23 protein-coding genes are annotated in these 23,876 nt (G+C 41.9%); 8 read left to right on the top strand and 15 right to left on the bottom strand.

Going from position 1 to position 23,876, the window contains the following annotated elements; genetic code table 11:
• Positions 1-321: 321 nt before the first annotated feature.
• Together IPZ60_RS09910 and IPZ60_RS09905 are read right to left on the bottom strand one after the other, a co-directional pair.
• Positions 322-963 (bottom strand): hypothetical protein, encoded by a 642-nt coding sequence (locus tag IPZ60_RS09910; protein ID WP_194197641.1) that lies wholly within the window; start codon positions 961-963, stop codon positions 322-324.
• Between the two features lie 456 nt (positions 964-1,419).
• Positions 1,420-3,540, bottom strand: a complete 2,121-nt coding sequence (locus IPZ60_RS09905) for a lytic transglycosylase domain-containing protein (protein WP_194197640.1) — start codon at positions 3,538-3,540, stop codon at positions 1,420-1,422.
• A gap of 347 nt (positions 3,541-3,887) precedes the next feature.
• Between IPZ60_RS09905 and miaB the strand changes: the two genes are divergently transcribed.
• The gene (gene miaB / locus IPZ60_RS09900; protein WP_194197639.1) at positions 3,888-5,381 is read left to right on the top strand and encodes a tRNA (N6-isopentenyl adenosine(37)-C2)-methylthiotransferase MiaB; all 1,494 of its coding nucleotides are present in this window, start codon (positions 3,888-3,890) and stop codon (positions 5,379-5,381) included.
• Between the two features lie 101 nt (positions 5,382-5,482).
• On the opposite strand, the gene IPZ60_RS09895 is transcribed toward miaB, so the two are convergent.
• From IPZ60_RS09895 to IPZ60_RS09875, 5 genes are all read right to left on the bottom strand, one after another.
• Positions 5,483-5,719 (bottom strand): hypothetical protein, encoded by a 237-nt coding sequence (locus tag IPZ60_RS09895; protein WP_194197859.1) that lies wholly within the window; start codon positions 5,717-5,719, stop codon positions 5,483-5,485.
• Positions 5,720-5,874: 155 nt separating this feature from the next.
• Complete coding sequence (locus IPZ60_RS09890; protein ID WP_194197638.1) at positions 5,875-7,089, bottom strand: RtcB family protein; 1,215 nt, start codon at positions 7,087-7,089, stop codon at positions 5,875-5,877.
• Between the two features lie 815 nt (positions 7,090-7,904).
• Positions 7,905-8,669: a LysE family translocator gene (locus IPZ60_RS09885; RefSeq protein WP_194197637.1), complete on the bottom strand. Its 765-nt coding sequence runs from the start codon at positions 8,667-8,669 to the stop codon at positions 7,905-7,907.
• A gap of 133 nt (positions 8,670-8,802) precedes the next feature.
• On the bottom strand, positions 8,803-10,050 hold the full coding sequence (gene argE / locus IPZ60_RS09880; protein WP_194197636.1) for an acetylornithine deacetylase: 1,248 nt from the start codon (positions 10,048-10,050) through the stop codon (positions 8,803-8,805).
• Positions 10,051-10,083: 33 nt separating this feature from the next.
• The gene (locus tag IPZ60_RS09875) at positions 10,084-10,737 is read right to left on the bottom strand and encodes a UPF0149 family protein (protein ID WP_194197635.1); all 654 of its coding nucleotides are present in this window, start codon (positions 10,735-10,737) and stop codon (positions 10,084-10,086) included.
• A 213-nt stretch (positions 10,738-10,950) separates the two neighbouring features.
• Between IPZ60_RS09875 and IPZ60_RS09870 the strand changes: the two genes are divergently transcribed.
• Positions 10,951-11,391, top strand: a complete 441-nt coding sequence (locus IPZ60_RS09870) for a hypothetical protein (protein WP_194197634.1) — start codon at positions 10,951-10,953, stop codon at positions 11,389-11,391.
• Between the two features lie 116 nt (positions 11,392-11,507).
• Entirely contained in the window at positions 11,508-11,945 is a 438-nt protein-coding gene (locus IPZ60_RS09865) for a cell division protein ZapA (protein ID WP_194197633.1), read from the top strand.
• A 188-nt stretch (positions 11,946-12,133) separates the two neighbouring features.
• Here the strand turns inward: IPZ60_RS09865 and IPZ60_RS09860 are convergent, their stop codons facing one another.
• The 4 genes from IPZ60_RS09860 to IPZ60_RS09845 all read right to left on the bottom strand — a co-directional run bounded on the left by IPZ60_RS09860 (position 12,134) and on the right by IPZ60_RS09845 (position 16,393).
• The gene (locus IPZ60_RS09860; RefSeq protein WP_320108731.1) at positions 12,134-12,439 is read right to left on the bottom strand and encodes a hypothetical protein; all 306 of its coding nucleotides are present in this window, start codon (positions 12,437-12,439) and stop codon (positions 12,134-12,136) included.
• Between the two features lie 268 nt (positions 12,440-12,707).
• Complete coding sequence (glyS, locus tag IPZ60_RS09855; protein WP_194197632.1) at positions 12,708-14,801, bottom strand: glycine--tRNA ligase subunit beta; 2,094 nt, start codon at positions 14,799-14,801, stop codon at positions 12,708-12,710.
• Between the two features lie 9 nt (positions 14,802-14,810).
• Entirely contained in the window at positions 14,811-15,803 is a 993-nt protein-coding gene (gene glyQ / locus IPZ60_RS09850; RefSeq protein ID WP_194197841.1) for a glycine--tRNA ligase subunit alpha, read from the bottom strand.
• Between the two features lie 377 nt (positions 15,804-16,180).
• Positions 16,181-16,393: a PspC domain-containing protein gene (locus tag IPZ60_RS09845; RefSeq protein WP_110923323.1), complete on the bottom strand. Its 213-nt coding sequence runs from the start codon at positions 16,391-16,393 to the stop codon at positions 16,181-16,183.
• Positions 16,394-16,948: 555 nt separating this feature from the next.
• Between IPZ60_RS09845 and nadR the strand changes: the two genes are divergently transcribed.
• The 3 genes from nadR to IPZ60_RS09830 all read left to right on the top strand — a co-directional run bounded on the left by nadR (position 16,949) and on the right by IPZ60_RS09830 (position 19,584).
• A complete protein-coding gene (gene nadR / locus IPZ60_RS09840) occupies positions 16,949-18,007 on the top strand; it encodes a multifunctional transcriptional regulator/nicotinamide-nucleotide adenylyltransferase/ribosylnicotinamide kinase NadR (protein ID WP_194197631.1) in 1,059 nt (352 codons plus the stop codon).
• Positions 18,008-18,070: 63 nt separating this feature from the next.
• A complete protein-coding gene (pnuC, locus tag IPZ60_RS09835; protein ID WP_194197630.1) occupies positions 18,071-18,802 on the top strand; it encodes a nicotinamide riboside transporter PnuC in 732 nt (243 codons plus the stop codon).
• Positions 18,803-19,137: 335 nt separating this feature from the next.
• Positions 19,138-19,584, top strand: a complete 447-nt coding sequence (locus IPZ60_RS09830) for a DUF962 domain-containing protein (protein WP_110923326.1) — start codon at positions 19,138-19,140, stop codon at positions 19,582-19,584.
• Between the two features lie 159 nt (positions 19,585-19,743).
• Here the strand turns inward: IPZ60_RS09830 and IPZ60_RS09825 are convergent, their stop codons facing one another.
• The 4 genes from IPZ60_RS09825 to IPZ60_RS09810 form a co-directional block, all read right to left on the bottom strand.
• Positions 19,744-20,142, bottom strand: a complete 399-nt coding sequence (locus IPZ60_RS09825; RefSeq protein WP_194197629.1) for a hypothetical protein — start codon at positions 20,140-20,142, stop codon at positions 19,744-19,746.
• Between the two features lie 14 nt (positions 20,143-20,156).
• A complete protein-coding gene (locus IPZ60_RS09820) occupies positions 20,157-20,690 on the bottom strand; it encodes an ATP/GTP-binding protein (protein ID WP_194197628.1) in 534 nt (177 codons plus the stop codon).
• Between the two features lie 4 nt (positions 20,691-20,694).
• Positions 20,695-21,423 carry a BLUF domain-containing protein gene (locus tag IPZ60_RS09815; protein ID WP_194197627.1) on the bottom strand — a complete coding sequence of 243 codons (729 nt, stop codon included), beginning with the start codon at positions 21,421-21,423 and terminating at the stop codon, positions 20,695-20,697.
• Between the two features lie 180 nt (positions 21,424-21,603).
• On the bottom strand, positions 21,604-21,963 hold the full coding sequence (locus tag IPZ60_RS09810) for a hypothetical protein (RefSeq protein ID WP_194197626.1): 360 nt from the start codon (positions 21,961-21,963) through the stop codon (positions 21,604-21,606).
• 651 nt (positions 21,964-22,614) lie between these two features.
• Here IPZ60_RS09810 and IPZ60_RS09805 point away from each other — a divergent pair.
• Positions 22,615-22,968, top strand: a complete 354-nt coding sequence (locus IPZ60_RS09805; protein WP_194197625.1) for an IS630 transposase-related protein — start codon at positions 22,615-22,617, stop codon at positions 22,966-22,968.
• Entirely contained in the window at positions 22,898-23,455 is a 558-nt protein-coding gene (locus IPZ60_RS09800) for an IS630 family transposase (RefSeq protein ID WP_194197840.1), read from the top strand. The genes IPZ60_RS09805 and IPZ60_RS09800 overlap by 71 nt, the downstream gene beginning before the upstream one ends.
• Positions 23,456-23,876 lie beyond the last annotated feature (421 nt).

Raw genomic sequence — 23,876 nt, 5'->3', positions numbered from 1 at the left:
GCATAGCAGCAGCCATAAACCGAGGGTTAGTGTAGCACTTCGTTCGGCGAATCGTCTAGAGACAATAAGAGGCCTACGACCTATTATATTGTTACATTTTATACGAGAGGGGCTTTAAGCAAGTAAAGCGCTTATGAATCAAGCACTAAGACAGATCTAAAAGGAGCTGACGATAACGTGGATTAGCACTATATCGCTTGATATAACGCTTGATATAACGCTTATTATAAAAGGACAAGGCTATAATTTAGGACTAAAAACTGTCAAAGAGGGTATCAAAAAGGATGCTAAATGATGACTTTCAAATAGCATTGAGGAAAGTTACTCACCACCTGAAATGATAAAGCGACTACCACAACTGTCCACAACATTAGGACAACTGCCAAATTCAGAACCTTCATAACAAACATGAATATCCGTCAAGATAGACTGCTTTCGGCTGCCCGCTTGGCAAATTAGGTCGACACTAGCCGATGACATACCTTTATTAAGGCGAGTCATCTGACTGATAAATCGTGACTTAGAAACCGTATAGCTATTACCCGTATTTAGCTCCTTCGGCAATTTCAATGCGCCAGCGTAATTGGTAATCTGGCGAAAGTAACTACTGGCACTAAACGGACTACAGGCACCATAACGTTGCCATGTTTGGCTGCGTACTGTGGTATCAGGCATGATACGGTTGACGACTTTTAGCTGAAGCGGTGTTAAACGTGGCTCACTACCACGACCGCAACGCTCACCATAGCCCATATCTAAACCCGATACAGTGAGCGAATAGCCTTCTAGACATTGACGCATACGGGCACGGGTTGGCTGCATACTACATAAGGCAGGTGTCATTTCGATCATCAACACACGTTGGCCACTCCTCGCGGTACTGGCAGCATGTGCTGGCATTAGAACCATACCTTGCAATATTAGTAATGCACCAATCCCCACCGTGGTATTTATTTTACTCATGAAATGCTTGTTGATTAGACTTGCGTGACTTTTATTAAAAATTTTGATTGGTTTGATCGCTGAATGAACATTCGAATGACTCGGGGTCGCCGTCAGGTTAGATGGCGAGTACACCTGCATAGATGACTGACGTCTAACTTTCGATAACATACATAGAGTAAAGTATTTTTTGATCATAAGGGCTGGAGGCATCTAGCAGTGATAAAATATAGGCTATCGCTTAGATTATGGCGTTTGACATACAAACACGCATACCACTAAACATAGAGCTAAAAAATATGAACAGCGATTTATAAACATCAATTAAAGACAATGATTAATGCAATGGTAACAAATCGTTTTTTTTAATCTATAGCAGAAACGTAAACATGAGATTAGGACGACTAAAATCAATGTATAAAAATAAGCCACTAACGATTGCTCGTCAGTGGCTTATTTGAATCGTAAATGAGCGCTCTAAAAAGAAGAAGGCACGGTACCCATGCGCTGGCTAATAGGCTGACTACGACCCAATAAGCTGCTATAGATAGTGGCGTTCTCCATTACGTGCTTGACGTAATTGCGCGTTTCAGGAAATGCGATAGACTCAACATATTGATCTGCTGCAAGTGACCCATATACTGGCTGCCAGCGTTTGGCATTGTTAGGTCCAGCATTGTAGCCTGCTGTAGCAACGACAGGCTGACGGTTCAACTTGCTCAAGATATCACCCATATACCACGTACCATAACGAATATTGGTATCACCACTATTAGCACGGCTAGCACTATAAGTTTCACCTAGATTACGAGCGATATATTTTGCCGTATCAGGCATGACCTGCATCAGTCCACTTGCCCCAACGTTTGAGCGTGCAGAAGTCACAAAGCGACTCTCTTGACGCATAATGCCATAAGCCCACTCTGGATCGATGCCAGCAGATTGGCTGTAGCGAACGACGGCATCCTGGTGCGGCATTGGATGAGATAGTGCCAAGCTATCGACTCTATCCGTATTATCAACCGCGTAAATCGCACGATCGAGCCAGCCCATGTCATGTGCTTGACGGGCAGCAGCAATGATTAAGTTGTCATCACGTTTGTCGCGTGCCTGCTTCACCGCCCAGTTCCACTCACGGTTGGCATAAGCACGACTAGCGTCAGAGTTATACAAGGCAAAAGCACGAGCAAAGTTACCATCTTGCATAACACGTGCGCGATCCGAGGTACTCACGTTGGGCAGATTATTACCACCGAACTGGCTAGCATCGAAACGTTGACCAATTTTATCTTTTGCCATCAAACCGTAATACTCATTACTTTTTGCGATATTCTTATACATTTTTTTAGCAGTGTTACGTTTGTTTGAATCGCTCGATTGCTCATATGCGCGTGCTAGCCAATATTGCCACTGGCTACTTTTTTGAGTTTCGCTCTCCATTCTAGAGATAGCTTCGACCACATCATCCCATTGGCTAAAGCGAATGGCTGCCATGGCATAGTCTTCGGCTTCTTCAAAATTAAAGTCGTTATCCAAGCTATTACGGAACCATTCAACTGCCTCAGCATTAAAACCATCATCTGTATTATGGTTCATACGCTGTACCCCGAGGATGCGATAAGCATAGCGTCGGGTATCATCATTCAACAGCTTCACCGGACGCTGATTGTCTTGCTTGATATCGAAATCCAACTGTAGCGCGGCCTCGCGATAAGACTTGTCAGCGACACGGCCTAACGCATACAAGTAGAGATACTGATTGGTCTGACTGGCAGACTGTCTACCAAAACTGGTAAAGAATGAAGACGGACTCAGTTGAATCTCACTCAATGCTGAATAAGCAATGGGCGTACCTAAGCGTGATGACAATGCCATGATGTCACCGGTTTTACCTTTACGTAGCATACGTTTTAGACGAGACACACGGTCCTGATCGCTAATCAACGCGTTATTATTCATCTCCATCGCTAGCTGATCACACAACGCTGGCTGCTTTTGCGTATTCAGCCAGACATCAGACTTGGCTGCCATCGCACGCATCGTGTCGCCACCATTATTGAAACCAAGCGCAACTGCACAGCGCTCACTGGCATCGGCATTAGTAATTAAATTCGCGACTTGACGTACTGAAGCATAATCATTTGATCCTGCTTTGGTCTCAGCAAAATCCGCAACCAATTTCTCAGCCATCACAGTATCAGGATACTGACGTACGAACTGTGACACCGCAGCCGCACTTTGTGAATTAAGATCCAGATTCATTCGCCAATACGTTGGATACATCGCAAACAAACCACCACTCATCGCTTGCTCATAACCATAAAGGGCGCTGACATCACCTCGGTCCGCGGCGCTTGCTGCTGACATAAATGAGTCAATACCACTGTCTTGCTGATAGTTATTCTCTTGCTGGTAGCTCTCGCTATCACCCCATGTCAGCTCTGCACAAGCAACTTGCGATAGCCCTAACGCACTCGCTGCCGTCGCCAAACTCAGCGCACTCACCCGCAGCCTACCTGCTCTAGATCGCTCAGAACTACGCTTTTGACTGGCCAACTCTCTATCCTTGATGCTATGAGCAACGCGCAACTCTGTCATATTGACTCTCTTTATTATGTCTCTACAAATAATTAAACAGCGATTTATAATGTACCGCTAAGGTGGTTTTATTCATCATACTATACTCGTTGCACTTTCAACCATAGCCTTTACCTTTTGTTAATAAATAGGACAGTACGGTGTAACATAGAAATGATGTCGAGTCGTATTTTTTATCAAAAGCGCTGCTAACTCTAGTAAACAATTGATACCGTTATGAATAATTTATAATATTGACCAATGATCACCCACGCTAATTTTTCACATTGGTAGAGGGTTGTGATAAAATACGCCACCTGTTAATCGTCTACCCCGCTATATTTTTAGTCAATCATGGACTTATCCTTATGAGTGTTACTGTATTCAACCCCCGCATCAAAGACGCTGCTGTTACTGAAGCAACTGCTGCCGCGCCTGCTATCACTGCACTCAATGAAGCAAGTTCAGCCCAATCTCCTGTAAACAAAACAGCTACCAAAAAAGTCTTTGTCACGACTCAAGGCTGCCAGATGAATGTCTATGACTCTGGCAAAATGCTCGACGTGCTCGGTGATTCCCACGGTATGGAAGTCACGCATGATATCGACGAAGCCGATGTATTGTTAATGAATACCTGCTCTATCCGCGAAAAAGCGCAAGAGAAAGTATTTTCAGAATTGGGTCGCTGGCGCAAACTAAAAGAAAAACGCCCTGACCTCGTCATTGGCGTCGGTGGTTGCGTGGCCTCGCAAGAAGGCGATAACATTCAAAAACGTGCGCCTTACGTCGACATGGTGTTTGGCCCGCAAACCTTACACCGTCTGCCGGAGCTGTATGATCAATCAAACGAACAACGTGAAATCGCACCTAAAAACCGTATCGGTACGATTGATGTGTCATTCCCGAGCATCGAAAAGTTTGACTTTTTGCCAGAGCCAAGAGTAGAAGGGTTTAAAGCCTTTGTCTCTATTATGGAAGGTTGCTCAAAATATTGCTCATTTTGTGTGGTGCCTTATACCCGTGGTGAAGAATTGTCACGTCCACTCGATGACGTATTGGCTGAAATTGATAGCTTAGCGGCGCAAGGCGTGCGTGAAATCAATCTCTTGGGTCAAAACGTCAACGGCTATCGCGGTGAAAAAGATGATGGCAGCATTTGCCGTTTCGCTGAGCTATTGCATTATGTCTCACATGTCGACGGTGTCGAGCGTATTCGTTATACGACCAGCCATCCGCTAGAGTTCACTGATGACATCATTGATGCCTATGCACAATTGCCAGAGCTGGTATCACACTTACATCTACCGGTTCAGAGTGGCTCAAATACTATCTTGGCGGCGATGAAGCGCAATCACACAATTGATGTGTATATCAATCAGATTAATAAGCTAAAAGCCATTCGTCCTGATATTCACTTATCGAGTGACTTTATTATTGGCTTCCCTGGTGAGACGGATCAAGATTTCCAAGATACTTTGAATCTAGCAAAAGAATTGAACTTCGATCACTCTTACAGCTTTATCTATTCGAAGCGTCCAGGCACGCCAGCGGCAGAATTACCAGATGATGTGAGTTTCAAAACTAAAAAAGAACGCTTGGCTGAATTCCAAAAAGTCATCATTGACTCAACGCTTGCGAAAACGCATGAGATGGTCGGCACCACGACACGTGTGTTGGTGGAGCAAGTTGCCAACCGTCATCCTGATTGCTTAATCGGCACGGCGGATAATACCCGTACCGTTATGTTCCCCCATGATGTTGAGAAAATGGATGAAATGTTAGGTAAACTCGTAAGCGTACGTATTACTGATTTCGTCAGCCCGCACATGGTAAAAGGCGAGCTAATCGAAGTATTGGCATAGTGGTTAAGGTAACAATGGTTAAGTTATAAGTTTGAGTAAGAATAAAAAAGCCGTTCACTATAATAGCGAACGGCTTTTTTATGCGTGAATGTTAACCATCACTATTCTGATAACCAATCTGTCTTCCGTAACTGCTGCTTGGTCTCGCGGCGACGTTTTTTTCGGACAATATCGATATCTTCTTTTCCGTGAATACCACCTTTTCTTAATAGTGGATCCAGTGCCAAATAGTTGCGCGGCTTGACTGTACCTAGCGAGTGTTGCACACCTGTCTCAGCTTGCTGCTCTAACTGCCGCTCAATCTGTTTGGCCTTTTTTAAAGTTTCTTTTAAGCTCATATTTTTACCTATATTTTTAATCTATCTAAATCTATTTTATATATTCGAGTGACAGCATAGTGAGACCACGATTAGGAAATCGAGCGCAAATAGTATACTTAACTTAGTACATTTAGCTCGATTGACACCATCGTGACTCGCTATGGTTTTACTCATTAGCCTTTAATACACATGACCTGCTTCAGCGTATGCACCACCTCGACCAAGTCAGCTTGATTGGCCATTACTTCATCGATGTCTTTATAAGCGCCGGGTATCTCATCGATGACGCCTTTATCTTTGCGACACTCGACGCCATCCGTCTGCGCCTTTAGCTCATCGATAGTGAACGCTCGCATGGCTTTACCTCGACTCATCTGTCGCCCTGCCCCATGTGAACATGAGCAAAACGATTCAGCCTCGCCCAGACCACGTACGATAAAGGACTTTGCGCCCATAGAGCCCGGGATAATCCCAAGCTCACCAGCATAAGCACTAATGGCACCTTTACGGGTCAAATAGACTTGCTCACCAAAATGCACCTCTTCATTGACATAGTTATGATGGCAATTGATGGCTTCTTTGGTCAGCTGAAATCGTGGCAATCCTGCTTGTGGCGACTGCAGTGACTTAATGACGAGACGCATCATCTCGCGGCGGTTCTCTAACGCGTAGTCCTGCGCCCAGCCTACTGCTTCGATATAGTCAGCAAAGCTATCAGACCCTTCGGCAAAGTAAGACAAATCACGATCTGGCACATGACCGAAGCGCGATTGACGTTCTTTTTTGGCAAGATTGATAAAGTACTGGCCGATACAGTTACCAATGCCGCGGCTGCCAGAATGCAGCATCACCCAGACATCATTGTTTTCATCCAAGCACAGCTCAATGAAATGATTGCCACCGCCGAGTGTTCCCAACTGCTTCGCCCACGTACGCTCAAAGCCTTTGAGCATTTTGAGTAAACCTGGATGCTTATCAGTAATTGGTTTTAGGCGTTTGCCTAATGGATCAAGCGTTGAGTTCTTGGCTTGGATTTGCTTGTGCATATTAAAGCCGACTGGCACTTGCTGCTCAACGATCGACCGCAACGACTTTAAACTGTCAGGCAGATCACTCGCTGTCAGTGACAAACGCACCGCGTTCATACCGCAGCCGATATCCACACCGACAGCTGCAGGAATAATGGCGGACTTGGTCGGAATCACACTGCCGACCGTCGCACCTTTACCAACGTGCACATCGGGCATCACCGCAATATGCGAGTGCACAAACTCTAGCTGAGCTAAATTGCGTAGTTGCTGCATTGCGCCTTGCTCAACATCCGAGGTATAAATCTTGACTGGTACGCCGTGCTTACGATTTTCGTTTAATATTAATTTAATGCTCATTATTTATTACTTCCATTTTATTATTTTAATAACCATACGAAATATTTTTATTTTAACTATTATAATTTTTAGACATTACTTACCCATCTCAATTAAACGATACATTTAATAAGCACATAAGTTAATAAATTATAAAATAAAGACAATAAAATACCGTATTTTTATTAATTAAAAAATCAATAAAAATGCATGGTTAATTTATGATGGACGTTTTAAAGAAAGCTTACATGGTTCAGAACCGCTGCCCACAGCGTAAAAGCTATACGCATAAAAAAGCATTAGCTGAATAATAGCCTGAGTCGCTCTATTGGCAATAACGATAAAGTAAAATGTTAGGTAGACAGATAACAGCAAGCGCAATATGGCCTAGCACAATCGCAGAGCGATTTTGGCACGGTAGGCTTAGAAGAGGGATAGCGCAAGTAGATATAGAAGGCTATGCGTGGATACCATTCAATAGGATATCACTTAATAGCTTATATATAGATTCAGCCAAACCTGTTCGAAGTCGTCATTGCTGTCAGGTAGTTTACACATTCAATCTTTAAAAACGTCTTGATAGTTAAATAGGACACGATGATTCCTCCATAGGTTGTGGCTAATTATTGTAGACAATAGTAGCAGGTTTATTGGAATGACTTATCACTTACATAGAAGCCAATAAATCGATGTGGTAATAATAACGATTTAAAAAATAAAGTCAATAATTAATTTTATTTAAATAAAGAATACTATAAAAATTGCATTTCATTAAACCTGTTACTTTAAAAGCATCACTTTGAGAATGTCACTTTGAATATAGTATTAAAAAACCTTTAAACCATAAAGCTATTTAATACTTCAGCTAATAAAGCTGCAGCAATGATTATAAATATCACTCCGCAACCACGATTGAGCCAAGCTAGGCGACTACCGATATCTAGCCAACTTGCTAGATTTTTACCACCTAAGGTATAAATAATTTGCCAAATTGTCTCGCTCAAAAACAATCCTATGGTCAATAAGACATATTGCGGCCATAGTGGCGCACTAAAATTGATAAACTTCGGAAAAAATGCCGCGAAGAACAAGATAGCCTTTGGATTAGATAAAGATACCCAGACACCCGTACGAAATAAAGTCGTATTACTTGGAAAGACTTTGACTGCCGCGCTAGAGAGCGAACGCGGCTGCGGTGTATTAGCCGTGCTGTCACTGTCACTGTCACTGTCACTGTCACTGTCACTGTCAAACGCAGAGTATTCAGCTGCGAGGTCTTCACTCATTTCGCGAGCGTCTTTCATTAAACTACCATCACCCGCATCGCGCCAAGAGCTGATACCTAAATAGATTAGGTATGCCGCACCTACCGCTTTGATAATCGTCAGTAGCCAAGGTGACTGGCGACTGATCACATCGAGTCCAAGGAGAGTCGAGAGGAGTAATATAAACAGACCCAGACTTAACCCTGCTAGCGTCCACAGCGTTCGTTTTACGCCATAGTTCATACCATACTGGAATGCTAGCAGCATGTTCGGCCCAGGGGTCGCTGATATAAAAAACGTACTTGCAAAAAACACCGCAAACAGATGCCAAGACATCAACCCACCCCTACTATGTGTATATCAGTAGCTCTCACACGAGTCGCTACATTACCAAAAAATAATACCGCCATTTAGGCGGTATTATTTATACTTACTCACATTATATACTTATGTCTAGTGTTTTAATACATCATTTAATTGTGCAGCTGTCTAGCAATTTCTGCAAAAAGGTATCACAGCGTTCGATTTCGATAAGCTCAACATACTCGTCTACCTTGTGCGCCTGTTCGATACTACCAGGGCCACAAATAATCGTTGGAATGCCAGCATTGGTAAACTGCCCGCCTTCTGTTGCATAAGCTACTTTATGACGTTCATCATCACCTGTCAGCGCAGCGATTAATGATTGCAGCTCAGCACTATCACTGTCAGTCATTGCTGGTACGCCTACTGCTTGTATCAGCTCAATTCCGGTCTCTGGTGCTCGTGCCTGCATTTGAGCACTTAGCTCCGCGACCTTTGCCTGAATGGGTATCAGGATGTCATCCTGCGTCATGTGTGGCAGATTACGATAATCAAAAGTAAACTCACACAGATTGGGAACGATATTAGTTGCGGTACCGCCCTGTATGGTACCTACAGACATGGTTGAATAAGGCACATCAAACATCGCGTCCCCATCGCTAAGAGTATCATCGCGATGACTTATCTCTTCCGCTAGCTCATCGACATAACCAATCAAACGACTGGCATAGCTAATGGCGTTGACGCCTTGCGCCGTCAATGACGAATGCGCAGACTTACCATGCACGCGGCAGCGATAAATAGAAATACCTTTGTGCGCGACGACCATCGCCATATTGGTCGGCTCACCAACGATACAATAATCAGGTGTGATACCGCGTGCCTTTATATCTGCCAATATAAGCGGTGCACCCAAACATCCCACCTCTTCATCGAATGACACAGCCAAATGTAATGGACGACGTAGCTGACCTGCGTTAGACAGTTTTACTGCTTGTGGTAAGAGCGTCAACACACAGCCGATAAAGCCTTTCATGTCACAAGCACCGCGTCCATAAAGCTTATCGCCACGTATCGTCGCAGTAAATGGATCTGACGTCCACTCCTGACCATCGACTGGGACAACATCGGTATGACCAGAGAGCACGAGACCATGGTTCACTTGGTCAGCATTCTCTCCTGCCGGTACTGTCACAAATAAATTAGCTTTGTTTTTAGCATCATTAAAGGTCAACTCGACTGTCAGACCTAATTGCTCACAATACGCTTGCACGTCTTCAATGAGTGCCAAATTTGAGTGACGACTGACAGTATTAAAACCAATCAGACGCGTTAGCCAATCGAGACTTTGTGTAGGATAAGCGATATCAGAGTTAGCTTGACTGTCACTATCAGTACTATTATTTCTCATCATAAAATATCCTTATTGTGATACGCAATACTCGCCTTATGAAGGGTTGTTTTGGTTCATAATATCAATGACTGGTGGCATCGGCTTTGGTAATTTACCTTCTGCCTGTAGCTCTTTGGTCGTCTTGGCATCGATAGCAAGTCCAGAAATCAAGGCGATGTCTTTGACTGCTTTACGCTTACGGGTCGCAAAACTGACTGGTACCATACGGGCAAACTCATAGATATACAGATAAGACTCTTCGCCACCTTCGAATATTTCGTCTTCCTCTAAACGAATACCACCAATCTTTGCCAAATCCGATAGCATCTCGTTTTCGTCAGCACTAATGCTACAATCCGTGATACCAAAACCAGTCATAAAGCCATTGGCCCACTGTTTCAACGCCATCACGCGCTCGTACAAGTCATGTTCATCATCAGGTATCAGCGGCATATAAGAGTAAGCATCATCTTTATCCTTTAGCTGAAACACGGTATCTTCTGCTTCTTCGGCTAATAATGTCAACGCAGGCTCTGGTAATGCTCCAAAGCTTAACTCTTCAAAAACTTGAGCCCACACAGCTTCATCAGGCGCATTACAAGCAGTCATGAGTCCAGTCATCAGGCCATGTACTTCGCTGATAGACACGTCAGTCCAGTCATCAAAAGCGGTCAGCCAAGTGTTCCAGCCAGAGATATTGTCATTCATAATAGATGTCCTAGTGATTGATTATTACTGAAAATACAAAAACAGCCCCCGCGCAACGTCATTGATACGACGGTGGGCCATAGAAAATAAAAAGACCAAGCCTAATACTTGTAATTACTTTGTTGATATAGATATTATGCGGTCACCTATGGCATTATTAAACGCAGAGAACAAAATTCATTTACGCTTACTTGTGAAGGATAAAAACTGACTATGTATGATCAACTTAGAATATTAGAAAAAATGGTACTCGATATCAAAAAACAGTATCAGCTTGTCAGTGCTGAACTTAGCAGCCTTAAACAACATCCTGTTGCTGATCCGCAAGAGCTTACGGTGCTAAGAACCAAGCTCAAGACTAGCTATACAGAACGTGACGGTACTAAAAAACAACTGGGCGATCTCGACAAACGCTACCAAAGCCTTGCAGAAGCGCATCATATGATTGGTGAAGAGCAAGACAAGCTGCAAAAACAGATCGACCAATTACAACAACAAAACAGCGAGCTACAACAGCATAATAATGAATTAAAGCAGCAGTACAGCGATATCAAACAACAAAACAGTGAACTACAGAAAAAGAATCAATTGGCAGCCGAGCGCACACAAGTAGTACTAAAACGCTTAACCCATATTGACCAAGTAGAAGGCTAATGACTAAGCACAATTTTTTATAACAACAACTCATTGCTTCTTATGAATTAAGCCAAGCTCATAACGGTAATATTTGATATTACTCACCTTACTGACCAAATACTGTAGGATTTATCATGACCGATGACCACAAAAAACCGATAGAAAAACAGCTGCCAAATATCCAAACGCAAAATACTGCACTACAACCAAAAAATGTCGCCACAGCAGCTTCGATTATACCGAATACCGCTGCTCAACCTAATATGAAAGTCGCTGAACCACAAATCAAAAAGGTTGATATTGCTATTGCTGGCGTTAACTATCCAATCTACTGCCCTGTACATGAGCAAGAAGAGCTACATTCAGCAGTCTCTTATATCAACAACTATGCGCTAGACCTCAAGAGAGATGCACCAAGCCTTAGTCAAGAGAACCTACTGGTACTGTGTTGCCTGAGCTTATACGAGAAAATTCATGCCAATCAGAGAACTAGCGAAGACCGCTTACAACAAGACAAGCAATCTGAAGCTCTGCTGAATAAGATCATGAAAGACGCGCAGTCTATTCTATAGTCAAGTCCATATAAATCCGCTACATCGTCATCCTCGCTAACCATACTAATGTATAGCTTGCACTCGGCTTCCTTGTATCGGAATTATTTGAATTCAACTATATAAGCAAATAGCACTCTATTAAAAAGATAAGCGCCTAGCCAACTCAAGCTAAGCGCTTTTTTATGCTTGAAACAAAACTTATCTACTTAGTCATCGGCACCATAAGTCTTGCCGGCATGAAAGTCTGCTTGGTGCTCATAATTGCAAAAAAATAAGTCTTGATTGGTTTTGATAACACTATCGCTATCATCAGTTGAACTCGGCGTAGCCTGAAGGGTCTCGAGTACACCGCGATATTCTGCCAAACTATTACCACAAAAATTACACTGGCGCGGTGTGGTGACGTCACCTTTTTTTGGCATCATGCTTTTGGGTGCTCGTGGGTACATAAACCTATAAAAAGCCCACATCGATGCCCAAATAATGAGGATAACAATAATAACGGCAAACACGGCAGTGCTCCTTCGAGTATAGTTTCACGCGAGGAATAAAAAGAGCTAATAAGCTAATGACTATTCAACACGTTTTAATAATATAAATTTTACCGTCAATAATAGCGATAACACAATGCCTTTGCAGTTTAATTACTGATTACGCTGAATTTCTGAATAAATTCATTAAACAATCCTGTCAACTAATGACGCTGTTCTATAACAGAAAAACCTGGCCACGATAGGCCAGGTTTTTGCATCAAAATTAACGATTATGTGTTGGCAGAACTTATAACTGCAACTCGCTGATATCAGCCACAGTTAAGAACAAGGCGCGAACTTGCTTGAGCAATGCTAAGCGATTGTTCTTTAGCGCAACATCCTCACTATTGACCATCACATTGTCAAAGAATTGCGTCAACGGCTCGTCTAGACTGGCAAGCGTTTGCAATACTTGCGTATAGTCAGCCTGCTCGAGTAATGGTTGCACCGCTGTTTGCGCTTGCTGCACACTCGCATATAGACTCTGCTCAGCAGGCTCAGACAATAGCGTCTCATCGACATTATCAGCCACGCTCACTTCTGATTTGGCCAAAATGTTAGCAACGCGTTTGTTCGAGTCAGCCAACATTGACGCTTGTGACAACTTGCTAAATGCTTGCACTGCACGAATACGCTGATCAAAATCAAGCGGCATATGCGGGTTAATTGCTTGTACAGCCTGAATCGTATCAACGCTAACGCCTTGCTCGGTATACATCGCACGATAGCGCGAGTTCAAGAATGTCATGACTTGGGTAAAGGTATCACCCATTTTGGCAATCTTGCTGCCTTCTTCTGTCGTATAGTTCTTAATAGCCTGCTCAACGAGCGCTACTAAATTAATCGGTAACTGTTTTTCAATGAGAATACGCAAAATACCAATGGCTGAGCGACGTAAGCTAAATGGGTCTTTTGAACCAGTCGGTGCTTGGTCAATCGCAAAAATACCAACCAGCGTGTCCAAACGATCCGCTAATGCTAAGCAAATACCAATCGGCGTCTGTGGCAATACATCACCACTGAATTTGGGCAAATACTGCTCTTCTAAACTGGCCGCTACTGCTTCAGGCTCATTATTTAGGCGCGCATAATAAGTACCAGCGATACCTTGTAACTCTGGATACTCACCAACCAATGAACTTGCCAAATCTGCTTTAGATAAAATGCCAGCACGTACCGTTTCATCGATACTAACCTGCTGACCTTGCTGTTGCATCAAGGCAGCGATAAATGCAGCAAGCTTGGCTATACGCTCAGACTTCTCCCAAATCGTGCCCAATTTATCTTGGAATACACGGTTTTTGAGACTCTCAGTCAGTGCAAACAACGGCTGCTTTTGGTCTTGTAAGAAGAAAAACTCTGCATCTGCCAAACGTGGACGCACAACCTTCTCATTACCTTCAATGATTTGGTTCGGGTCTTTTGACTCAATATTGGTAATAAAAATAAAGTACGGCTGCAGCTTACCTTCTTTATCCGTTAAGCAAAAATACTTTTGATCTGCTTGCATGGTCGAGATAAGTGCTTCTTGTGGCACTTGCAAGAAGCGCGCTTCAAAGCTTGCTCTTAGCGCAATAGGGAAATCAACCAATGCAGTGACTTCATCTAACAATGCCTGCGGTACGATGGCATCTGAGTTGACTTCATCAGCCAATGCTTTGACTTGATTTTTGATCAGCATTTGACGCTTGTCAAAATCAGCAACTACTTTTAAACCACTTAGTAATTCTTCATAGTCATTGGCATGAGCAATATTATGGTAGTCAGGGCTGTGGAAGCGATGACCACGAGTTTGCGTACCCGTCTGATGACCTTGGATAGTGGCGTCGATGACAGCGCTGTCTTGCATCAATACGGCCCACTGTACCGGACGCACAAACTCATTACGGCTAGCGCCTGAGCGCATACGCTTGGCAATCGGCAACTTATCAAGCGCCGTTTGAAAAATAGCTGGCAGCAATTCAGTGGTCGCTTGACCCTGAATAGTTTGCTCATAACCGACATAGTCACCTTTATCGGTATTAATCGTTATCAGCTCACTGGCCTCAATACCCAAACCTTTGGCAAAACCCATCGCTGCACGCGTTGGATTGCCATCGGCATCAAAGGCAGCTTTAATCGCTGGACCACGTTTTTGCTCACTGCGATCCGGCTGCTTGTCACCAATGCCTTGAATTTGAAGCGCCAAACGGCGCGGCGCGGCAAAGGCTTTGATACTATCGAAGCTGATTTCTGCTTCGTTCAATTGCTCAATAACGCTTGCTTGTAGCGCGTCACGTAGTGGCTTTAGGCTTTTTGGAGGTAGCTCTTCACACCCCAGTTCAAATAGAATAGTACTCATGGGATGCTCCTATTTATTGTTATTAGTAGTTTGGTTGTTATTAGCAGTTTGACTGTCATTTGTGTTTTCAGTTGCCACATCTTCTTTTGGCAAATATTTATCGAGCGCTGCCTGACGATGAGCTTCGTCCGCTAATGGGAAACCAAGCTTGGCACGTGCTTCGACATAACCAATGGCAACCTTACGAGCAAGCGTACGCACACGTAAGATAAAGCGCTGACGTTCGGTCACTGAAATGGCGCCACGAGCATCAAGTAAGTTAAAGGCATGCGAAGCTTTTAGCACCATCTCATAGGCTGGTAGCGGCAAACCTTCAACAACCAACTTATCAGCTTGCTGCTCATAAAAATCAAACATCTGACCCATCATTGGCACATCGGCGTGCTCAAAGTTATAGGTAGACTGCTCCACTTCGTTTTGATGGAAGACATCGCCATAAGTAACACGACCAAATTCACCATCTGCCCACACCAAATCATAAACGCTATCGACGCCTTGCACATACATCGCCAAGCGCTCAAGACCATAAGTGATTTCGCCAGTCACTGGGAAACACTCAATGCCGCCGACTTGCTGGAAGTAGGTAAACTGCGTCACTTCCATACCGTTTAGCCAAATCTCCCAACCAAGTCCCCATGCACCTAGCGTTGGCGACTCCCAGTTGTCTTCGACGAAACGCACATCATGCACTAGCGGATCGATACCAATGGCTCTTAGCGAGTCTAAATATAGCTCTTGGATATTAGGTGGATTCGGCTTTAGCACGACTTGAAATTGATAATAATGCTGTAAGCGGTTTGGGTTGTCACCATAACGCCCATCAGTCGGACGACGAGAAGGCTGCACATAGGCAGCATTCCAACGCTCAGGACCTAACGAACGCAAAAATGTCGCCGTATGGAAAGTACCTGCGCCGACCTCCATATCATAAGGCTGTAAGATAACGCAGCCTTTGTCGGCCCAATAGTTTTGCAAGGTTAAGATCAAATCTTGAAAAGTCATCGGTTGAGAGTTTTTCGCTTGGGATGTCATAATAAAATCACTATGGAATTAGTATTAATAAATAAAACGTTGATAGCACTCGTACAGCCTATTCGGCAACGACTCTATTTGTCTGCTCACCTTACTAAAAATTGACTATTTTATCCATATTTACCTTAACTAAATTTATATCTCAGCGATAAAAATCCTGTTATACGGCTTATTTATAATCAAACTGAAGCCATAAGCATCATCAAAGCAATAGATAAAAAAATACCCAGATGCGCGAGCATCTGGGCAGGAGGAAAAGTATGTCTTTGGTATCCTGATTGATCAGGCTTTTTATTTTTTAGTTAAACTTTGATTTTCAAAGTGTAGCTTTAAATCTTCAAGATAATTTATTGATATGATTCACTGGTTGCTTTGGGCATTATTATCCATAAAATGATATAGATCAAGATGCCTGGTACTGCTGCACTCAACGATGAGATAATCACGAACAGCACTCTCACCCAAGTTGGTGACCAACCGACATATTCTGCAACGCCGCCCATCACTCCTGCTATCATACGGTTGTTCTGTGAGCGATGTAATTTTGCTAACTTAGCCAAATCATATACCTCTCTATTATTTGTATTTTCTTATATTTTTTATACTTGTTTGCTGTATTCAATCAAAATGCTATTTAGCCCTCTTGACTTACGAATAAGTATATCAACTATTCAGTTCCTATCTGTTGAAGATGTAGCAGTACTTTGTGAGTTTATGCTACCTAAGCTTGCCCTAATCTGTCATAAGAGCACCTAAACCCCTGATTTTAAATAATTATTTCAAAATGTTTCAAAGCTAGGTTTATTGCTAAAACCTTACGCCAATAATTCATCTACTTGGGATTTTTTAATATTATCAAATAGATAAGCATTATTTATGTAGTAATAAAGCCGGTAAAATTTAGCTCGGTTAGCATAAAACTGGTCACTAATTATGTTCTAGAAAGACAAGTAATCTATCTAAATTTCTGCATCAAACTTGTGTTTACAATAACCTACCTGCAAATCGACTAAAACCTTTATATAGTCAAACTTATATCAGTCGGTACAAGTCAAAAAAATAAAATAAATATAAAGCCAAAATAAGGCACAAATAAGGCACAAATAAGGATAACTATGTACGATACGGGCTTAATGATTGGACATTTTGAACCTCTACATTTGGGACAGATGCGTAGTATATTGTATGCGGCAGGACAGGCAAAGACGTTGCATATCGTCATTATGGCACACCCATCACCGCATCCAAATTTCACAATTACTTTACAAGACAAAGCTCGTTGGCTACAGATGGCCTGTGCTGACTTACCATTTATTCATATCCATACGACTCACGAGATCGAGCTGCCGCTTCATGAGCACCTCTACAATGCTAATGAAGATGTCACTATCAATGTGCCTGCTAGCAATACCAAATTGCAACGTTTAATGGATGCCTTATCACTATCAGCAGAGACGGTATTGTTTATGGCTGACGACCATCCACTCACGCGAAATGATGTACAAGACCAGCTGCTTTTACAAGTGGTCACTACCCCGCTACAGCGTGAGTTTGACTCTTATGCAATTGCTCGTGATCCGGTAGCGCATTGGTCAGCCATTCATCCACAAGCTCGTGGCGATTATACCAAGACCGTTGCTATCGTTGGTGGTGAAAGTTCAGGCAAAACAACCTTAATACATAAGCTTGCTAATTATTATGGTGCCAGTTTTGCATTAGAAATGGGGCGACTGTATGTCGGCACGGACTTGGGTGGTAGCGAAGTTGGACTGCAATATAAGGACTATGGACCAATTGCTCTACACCATGCTCAAGCTATCCGAGAGGCGACAGCGAATGCTACCGCCCCTATCACCATCGTTGACACAGACTTTGTCACCACACAGGCATTCTGTGAAGAATATGAAAATCGCACGCACCCGTTTGTGGCTGCTTGTATCGATGAGTTTCGTTTAGACCACACAATTATGTTGGATAACAATACGCCATGGATTGATGATGGTATGCGCTCATTAGGCACGCCTGAAGCACGAGGGCGGTTTGAACAACGACTGGTTGATATATTTGCGCGCCATCATATCGAGCCATATACGATTGATGAGCCAGATTATGATGCCCGCTATCAGCAAGCGGTGCTATTTATTGATCAATACATCTACGGTAAAAATCCGTAAAATAGAGAATAAAAACATCAATCACTATGCGGCGACCAACACTCATTTTAGGAAAGAAACCTTATGCGTATTCAGCTATTAGATAACATCACCGGAAAATGGGCAATGCAATGGATTGTCACTTGGTTCATTTGTGGCGTGATTGCCCTATCCACAGGCTTTTGGCTCACTACAGACCATACCTCGCTCGATATGTTTTATTTAGGCGTGTCTTTTGTTGGTTTGGTCTGCGTCGTCTCGCTGTCATTCCGAAAAAACGTCATGGGTAATGGTTTAGGCATGGCAGCGACCGCTGGCGAAGTGATCGTACAAGCGACGTCTGGCGCAGTGGGCTTAATGCTTGCGCCGCTCTTTAACTTTTTCACTCATGTTTACGGTATTTTTTATTGGTCAAAGCATACTGATCCTGATGGTGACATGATACCAAAGGCTGCTAACAAAGCCGTTTGGTTGATTACCGCTGCTTTCATCATCGTTGGGCTTGCACTGTTCCCTACAGTAAATGACTTATTGGCGAGCTATGGTTATGCAGTGGTAGAAGATGATAGCAGCCTGTTTCTAGGGTTTATTTCTTTCTTTTGGATTAATGTTATTGCCTTCGTACTGTCAATTACGGCACAAGCCGCGATGATTTTGCGGTATTCATTTAATTGGTGGCTATGGATTGTCGTGAATTTCGTCTGGCTCATCGTGAATTTAATGTCTGGTAACTATATTTTTGCTATCCAAACTATGATCTATCAAATAAATGCCTTTATCGGTCTCTATGAATGGCATCGTAGCGAACAAAGTTAGTTTTCAGCATTGAATTGACACTGAGACATTTAAGATGAAGAGCAAAAGAATATGGTCAGCTGTGTTGGGTACAATGTTACTAGAGTCGGTTTAATATGATTTGGATACAAGGAAGGTGAATGAAAGTTCTACAAGTAGTAGACTAAGCGAGGCTGACACCATATCGAATTTATAGTAGATTTGACTATAGCATCATAATTTCTGACTGTGCCGTCTATTGGATAGCATGGTAGATTGGCACAATTAGTGCTAAAACTGATACTACGAATGTTATTGGCACCTGAACTGGTGGCCAGTATCAATTCATCCTATTAATTACTAACAAGGAGGTTGGTATGGCTCGTGTTAAGCAGCAGAGAATGTCGAAACGCACACTTGAGCAGTGGCTCAGCGAGTACTCTATTAGTCATCAAAATCTGGTCAATAAAAAAATCCATTGGTTATGTGTCCCTACTATATTTGTCAGTCTGCTAGGCGTCGGAATGTCGCTATCTGTATGGTTTACCTTGGTACTTAGTGCCTTGGTATTATTGTTCTACATACGCTTATCCACGCCGCTATTTTTAGCAATGGGCATATTTATCTTAATTTGCTTGTCTGTTATGGCGTTCTTACCGTGGGGGTTTAAAGTGTGGGCGGGTATCTTCATCGTCGCTTGGATTGGCCAGTTTATCGGTCATAAAATCGAAGGAGAGAAGCCATCATTCTTTAAAGACTTACAGTTTTTATTAATTGGGCCAGCATGGGTCGCCAATAGTCTGATGCAACGTAAGAATAGCTAGCGCAATTCATAATTTTCAATCTCAACGTCTAAAGCTATAAAAAAAGCGCCACCCAACTGATTGTTGAGTGGCGCTTTTTATTTTGGTATTAGGATTCGATAAACACCAGAGTAGCTATAATAGCTATGCGACTGCATCTGTCTTCAAGGACAAAGCACCCTACTCTCTAATAGCAGAGATTTCCCCAATCAGTTTCTTGGTCTTATATCGTGCTTCAGCTAATGCCATCTTATTATGAGCAACCACTGTTAATACACAAGGCTTACCAATATAGTCTGTTTTGACAAACAGTATATTGCCAGAAGTGGCTTCGACAATCGCAATATTGCATTGACCTTGCTTCATTTGCTTTGCAGACGAATCGCTTAGTGAGGATAGTGTGCTGCTCATCGCTGCAAACTTATCCGCTTGGTTACTAAGCTCGCTGACTGAGAAGCAGCTGATAGGAAAGCCATCTGTGGTACATAGGCTGACCAATATAATTTCTCTATTAGCGTCACACAAAGCCTTAATGTGGCTTAACAGCGCTAGTTTAGCTGGTGATTTTTCATTTGGCATAGTCATACCTAACATCAGTCTTGGTTATTAAGAGTATTGAATAATGATAAAAGAGACACAGCGGACTCTCTACTTCTAGGATCAGTATTGATCACGGGAGCCACCACATTATGCTGCATCAACATGATTCTGATTTCTCGACCCAGTGCCAACAGACTCTCTTTATCAGCATCTTCACAATGGGTGATACCAATAATACAAGTGGTCTCGTTTTTTTCTGGTTCGAAGAAGGTGAGCAGTTTATCCATATTGGCATAATCAGGGGTTTCACCATACCGAATCAAAATGAGTAATCCCCATAATGACTGGTTGACGAATTCCCATAAAAAGGAAAAACGCTCTTGTCCTGGCACGCCATAGATACCTAAAGCCATGTCATCCGACAGAGTGATCCGTCCGTAATCAATGCCAACTGTGGTGTACTCTTTACCGATATCGATACTAGACTTCGCTTCTGTCTCGATAGGGCTGATCTCACTTAGTGTTTTGACCAATTGAGTTTTTCCGGCGCCCACTTCACCAATGATAGCTAGCTTCTGATAGTTCAATTTTTTACCTCATTCCTAAGAATTTTTTGATCGCACCATAAAATTTATTAGGCTTTTTCTCACTGACCATTGTCTCTACCAATGGTTGTGCTTCTGTGACGCTTAATATGCCTGATCGTTCAAACTCTTTGACAATTTGTGTGACTTGCTGAGGTGTACCAAATTCGCCACTATCCACCAACAAATCAAACGGATAATGTTTTTTGGTCAACTTGATACACAGACTCATAATCATTTGAGGATTACTTTCATTATTCAGATCAGGCCAAGCCAATAATCTCAAGTTCTTACCTTGATAGTATGTATCAGGAACTGTGTCAGATTTTTCGATATCGATAAAAGGCTTAATACGACTTCTTTGATATTCATCAAAGTTGCTTAAAGTAAAGCCATTTTTTTCAACGAACACATCAAAAAGGGAGCCTTGGTCAACGAAGTCAAATATGTTAACGCCCCAATTGGGAAAACTACGCTGAGCAACGCGTACGTTCAAAAAAACCCAAATATCTTCGTGTCTAGGATCGGCAGCTATCTTAGCCATTAGTTTGTCTACTTCAAGATGCGGGCCTTCTAACACTTGAAAATACTGACCTTCACGATAAGAGATGATACCAGTAATTTGCGACTTTGGGTTATGCTCACGAGAGGCACTAATAATCTCTGATAACCCAGTAGGCATACGAACACTATAATCACGAACTGGCGCTTTACTGACGTATGCAATACATTTCATTTTGCCACCATTTAATAAGACATCCAGACCAGTGAAATCATCGTTGTATATAGAGATCACATTCGTTATGTAAGACGATTACATAACGAATATAATCTTGTTGCTCATGCCTTTTAATAAAACAAAAGCAACAAGAGTGTTTCAGCAAACTATTCTTTGGCTTAAATTTCACCAACCAAATTATATTTCTAGATTTTTTTCTACTGATTGTACTTTACGACGTGCGAGTGCAAGGTTGGCTTTTGACTTGTCTAGTACCAAATAGATAAACAAATCTTCGTGCTTGGCAGCAGGACGGATAATGTGTAGTTGTGACTCTAATGTAATTAATATGTCATCAATCTCACCTTTGATATCAAGTGACTTCATCGTAGCGACTTTCGCTTTTACCACTTGAGAGTTACCTGCTGCTGCAAGCTCCAGATCAACACCGCCACCAGTCATACCCAGTACCATGCCTGACATATAGTCGACAATACAGCCACCCATAGCGCCATCAAGGCTCATCAACTCTTGTAAAGACTCATTAATATTTGACATATTCTTCCCTATTCATTCGGTTATGGTTCAGTAAAGTAAAACTAAAATCGTGAGATGTTCATGACAATAGAACATCAATAACTAAGTATGTTTCTTATTACAAATAATATACTGCATTTATTAAGAAAACTAATATCACTTGGTAGATTCTATTATACTCTATATGGTAGGAAGAAAATCACAGTCAGCTAACCACTCATAACCAAATAACTGCCACTGGGTAGGAAAAGTAAAATTTAAAAGACCTTACACCTTTGTATTCCGATACTACCTTAATTAATATTTTGATTTACTTAATTATCTAACTTCAATAAATGGAAAGATAACGATGTATTTCATATTTCTCTTAGATCAATAATTGCTAAACTTTATAATGACTATTAGCAAAAATCCTTAAAGTGTTGCTTTTGTAGAAAGTCTAATATAAGTAATATTTCAAATATAAAAGGTAATCATTATTACTATTACTATCTAAACAATTGTATTCATAATAAAATTGTTTTGTTATTGCAATATCTCATGATTTTTTGTTTTTAATGTGCACTTGAATACAAATAATTTCGATACAAGGAAACCGAGTCCAAGTTATATAGTCAGTCCAAAATAGAAAAGGTACAATACTTTTAAACCAAGCAAAGTGAAATATAAAAGATGACCTACTCAGCAGATTTTCGAGCACAAGTTATCAAAAACATTAAGCAAAAAGACATGAGCATCCGTCAGGCCTGTACTCTTTACAATATCAGCAAGAGTACACTACAGCGCTGGCTTATAGACCCAAGCATCCAAACGACTAGAGTCAAAGCGCCAACCAGTATACCCAATAAAGCCCTTCTAAAAGACGTTAATCAATACCCAGATGACTATTTGTATGAGCGAGCTCGTCGTTTAAACTGTAGTAAATCAGGTATTGGCTATGCCTTAAAAAGATTAAATATCAGCCAAAAAAAAGACCTTAGTACATCCAAAAGCGTGTCCAATAAAAAGAGCGATATATCAGAATAAGCTTGAGCATTTTAAGCAACAAGGCTATCCCATTGTCTATATGGATGAGAGTGGCTTTGAAGCTGAAACTATTCGTCCTTATGGCTATGCACCGATAGGTAAACCTTGTATCGATAGCTACAATTGGCAAGCTAACAAACGTACCAATGTCATCGGTGCTCTGTATGAAAAAATGCTATTTGCCCTTGATTACTTTGAGAAAAACATCAACGGAGATGTATTCTATGACTGGTGTAAATATACCCTTATTCCAAGCCTTAAGACCAAATGCGTGATTGTGATGGATAATGCTAGCTTTCACAAACGCGTTCAAAAATTGCTTAACAGGCATGGTCACCGTTTGTTATTTCTACCACCCTATAGCCCTGATCTGAATCCCATCGAAAGAAAGTGGGCTCAAGTGAAGTTCCTACGACAAGGTTGGATGGAGAATAATTTACCTAAACTGTTTCATGATATGGGTTGTACTTCTTTTATCTTGGATTGACTATATATTATTATGGTTAGCGAGAATGAATATGTAGCGGATTTATATGGATTCGACTATAAGTAGATTTTGTTTTCTTATTCTCCTTCTTTACTCCCCTTTTAATCAGACTACTTAATTTATTCACTTTATTGAATATTATCTTTCAAGTGTAGTAGTTAGGACTCATGTTTATTTTTCAAATTTTGATATCAGCATCTCAACCCCTATAAAAAAAGCGCCACCCAACTGATTGTTGGGAGGCGCTTTCTATTTTGGTCTTAGGATTAGATAAATGCCAGAAATGAAATACTTTCATTTAGAGAATGATTTTTATTCAATAATGGCATGCCTAATCCAAACGACGACTAATAGTCACTCCCGTAAAGCCAAAGAGCAGCGTTAATAGTAACGACAAATAACAGAAAAACGCATAAGGCAG

It is taken from the genome of Psychrobacter sp. NG25 (genome assembly GCF_015234355.1).
Classification (GTDB): Bacteria; Pseudomonadota; Gammaproteobacteria; order Pseudomonadales; family Moraxellaceae; genus Psychrobacter.
The sequence above is the reverse complement of the archived record's forward strand: the minus strand, read 5'-3'. Positions and strand labels throughout refer to the sequence as shown.